This is a genomic window from Bacillus sp. 05T31 (assembly GCF_056396725.1).
Window position 1 is genome coordinate 1 of the sequence record NZ_JBFTMA010000811.1, and the last position, 1,784, is coordinate 1,784.

Consider the following 1,784-nt stretch of genomic DNA (forward strand, 5'->3'; position numbering starts at 1 on the left):
GCTTGGAGCCCTKATAGTGTAAGACCTAATGGACCTTACATCGAATATTGATTTAGAAATTATAAATTGAAATTATTTATTTTGTAGCGCTAGAAAAAGTCGTATAGTTTCTAATCTAGATTATACGACTTTTTCTGCTATTTAATTTTTAAAAATAGGAGGAGCTGTAATGAAACTTATTTCAAAATATATTTTAGTTTGTTTTTTTATATTGAGTATTAGTTTCTTAGTTTCTTGTCAAAAGAAAGTAGATGAACCTATTGTAAATATTGAAGATACTTTAACGGAAAAAGGAAATTTAAAAAGTATTCAGTTGCAAGAAATTAAGAAAAATACTATTTATGAACAAGTATTTTTCGGGAATGAAAATGGTAATGATTTCTTTCAAGGTCAAATAGATAGAAATGATATTGCAATAGAAGATAAGCTTTTAGATAAAAATTTAAAGTCAGGAGTTATACCAGAAAATTATTATGTTTTTTTAACGGGTGTTACGAATAAGAAAAAACCAACGTATCTTTTGGGACGGATTGAACAAATTGATGGAAAAGTAATTCAGTGGAAACAAGAAGTTAAGAGTGTACAAAGAAAAGATGCAAATGGTGTTTATCAGTATGATGTTTATCAGTATGAAGTTGAGTTTCCTAAATTTGAAGGAGAGAGARCAAATGTTTCTTTTCGTTACATTTGGTTAAATAAAGAAAATAAATGTTATGGTGTTGCGGATCAATTATTCATATTAAAAAAGATTTAAATTTAATTAATGGTTTATGGAGGAGCTATAGATGAGTTACTTTTTAGGAAGGATTTTAAAAGGTAGGATGTTTTGGTTGTCTTTATTTATTATGTTAATAATTGTTAGTGCTCAATATATTGCTATGTGTGTAACAACTAAAGGATTTAACGATGATGGGATTATAAAGGTATCCCCATATTTGTCTAATATTTTATATTTTACTAGATTATCGTTTTATAGTGAGTTTTATCTACTTATATTTCCTATGCTTTCTGCAATGGCTGTAGCAGGGATTTATAGAATTGATAAAAATTATGGGTTTATTTATCCTGTTATTTCTAAAATGGGAACAGGTTATTATTTTAAGCTACTTTATTTTATGAATTTCATTGTATCTTTTTTTATTATAAGTGTCCCTTTACTATTTAACTTTTATTTATATGCAATGACTTATCCAACAGTTGCTCCGCATCCAATATTAAATTATATGGCTTCTACTGTTTCACCAACAGCTCAATTTCATATAGTTTATTATGAGTACCCTACTTTATATTTTCTAATGTATGTATTTTTAAATGGTTTATACGGTGCAGTTTTTTCAAGTGTGGCTTTATCAGTTTCGTTTTTTATAAAACGAGTTTATTTTATTTATTTAGTTCCATTTGTTTTACATATTTTTTGGCTTGGTATTGGAAAAGGGATTCTCAATCCTAAAGATTATTCAATTAAAGATTTCGGCTTTTTTGAATTACAAGTTTTTCTTAGTGTACTGTTATGTATTTGGTTTTGCTCTGTAGTTCTTTATTTACGGGGGAGTAGGAAGCATGTTCTTTTATAATGTAATGAAAGAAACTATAAGGATGAAATATGTTTGGTTAAGTATTCTCTTTTTACTTAATGTCAGTATCATTGGTTGTTTGTTCAATTATTTTGAACCTGGAATTGTAAAAGAGAAAATGAATGAATTGGAAACTTTGTATAAGGTTATGTCGTTTTATAATTTATCAACTATATTTATTCCTTTAACAATCGTTTTTTCTGTATATTC

Annotated in this window: 2 protein-coding genes and 1 pseudogene; all 3 read left to right on the plus strand. The window is 26.8% G+C overall.

What is annotated here, in order from left to right:
- Positions 1-169 precede the first annotated feature (169 nt).
- Positions 170-754, plus strand: a complete 585-nt coding sequence (locus AC1DJR_RS28590; RefSeq protein ID WP_477004111.1) for a hypothetical protein — start codon at positions 170-172, stop codon at positions 752-754.
- A 31-nt stretch (positions 755-785) separates the two neighbouring features.
- Positions 786-1,574: a hypothetical protein gene (locus tag AC1DJR_RS28595; protein ID WP_477004112.1), complete on the plus strand. Its 789-nt coding sequence runs from the start codon at positions 786-788 to the stop codon at positions 1,572-1,574.
- A pseudogene (locus tag AC1DJR_RS28600) lies at positions 1,561-1,784 on the plus strand (hypothetical protein); the annotation flags it as partial. The gene AC1DJR_RS28595 and the pseudogene AC1DJR_RS28600, both read left to right, overlap by 14 nt.

What these genes read in the sequence shown, in the direction of transcription:
- AC1DJR_RS28595 (WP_477004112.1), top strand. Translation starts at nt 786, where the DNA reads ATGAGTTACTTTTTAGGAAGGATTTTAAAAGGTAGGATGTTTTGGTTG.